Origin of the sequence: Pseudomonas sp. IPO3747 (assembly GCF_013385245.1) — a bacterium.
GTDB lineage: Bacteria > Pseudomonadota > Gammaproteobacteria > Pseudomonadales > Pseudomonadaceae > Aquipseudomonas > Aquipseudomonas edaphica.
Genome location: NZ_JACAQL010000034.1, coordinates 790 through 1846, shown reverse-complemented (window position 1 = coordinate 1846; position 1057 = coordinate 790). Strand labels below are relative to the sequence as shown.

Sequence of the window (1057 nt, the reverse complement as noted above, 5' to 3'; positions counted from 1 at the left end):
GCCACCTCAGCCATCTTTTCAAGCTGCTGCGCTCCAACCTTGATCCCTGCCTTGGCCAGCGCCACGCCACCTTTCGCAGCCCCGCCGACGCCCGTTGCAATGCTGCCGACCTGCCAGGCGATTTCGCCGATGGCCTTGCCCAATGCTTCGGCGTTTTCGTCGCCGCCGACTTCCAGCGCGGTCTTGATCGTTTCTATCTTGACGTTGAGTTCGTTGACGACGCTGTCGCCAAACTGCTTTCTGGCCTCCGGGTTATTAATCAGTTGGCCAAGGCCAGTAAGCCCTTCGATGGGGTGCGCAACAAATTCGGCGAGGCCCGTGACGTCATTCCAGCCTGACTGGGCCAACCCCTTGCCGATGCCGAACTGGGTCAGAACATCCTGCCTGCCGCTGATGTACGACCATTTGGCAACGACTTTGCCAGCGGCAATCAGGCCTTTTGCTTCGTCGTATTCCTTCTTGAACTGCACGATCTGCTGTGTCGCCAGCCAGTTGTTATCCACCGCCGCACCCGCCGCGGTATTGGCGGTGGTCGGGTCGATGGAGGCGCTGGTCGCTGCCAGGCCGGTCACCAGGCTGACGATCAGGTTGCGCTTGGCTTCGCGTTGTTCTTCGCTATCGTCGGGGCTGCTTTGTGAGAACAGGCCGGTGAGCAGGCTTGATGCCGCCGCGCCTGCCGCGCCGCTGCCGCAACTTTGACTGCTGGCGGCGGCACCGGCGCAGGCGACGATGCCGTGCAGTGCCGCGTGCAGTGGCGAGCCTTCGGTGAGCTCGCCTTTGGCCACCAGATCGCCGATGTAGCCGGCACCCCGTTGCTGCACATAATTGACCACCAGGCCTTGCACGAAGGCAGCGTTGCCCGCGCTGATATTGCCGCCTGCAGCACCGATCAGGGCGGTGGTGATCTGGCGATAGGTGCCGCCTGCGCCCCAGTTTTCGGAGATCGCGTTGGCCTGTGCCGAGTACTCCCGCGCCTGGAGCTGCAGTTGCAGGCGCGCAGCGTCACTCATTGGCGTGTCACGATTGTCTGCTTTTGACTGCAGCTCTTTTGCCTGTT

1 pseudogene is annotated in these 1057 nt (G+C 62.3%); it reads right to left on the bottom strand.

Going from position 1 to position 1057, the window contains the following annotated elements:
• A pseudogene (locus HX790_RS29715) lies at positions 1 to 1010 on the bottom strand (adhesin); the annotation flags it as partial.
• Between the last annotated feature and the right edge of the window lie 47 nt (positions 1011 to 1057).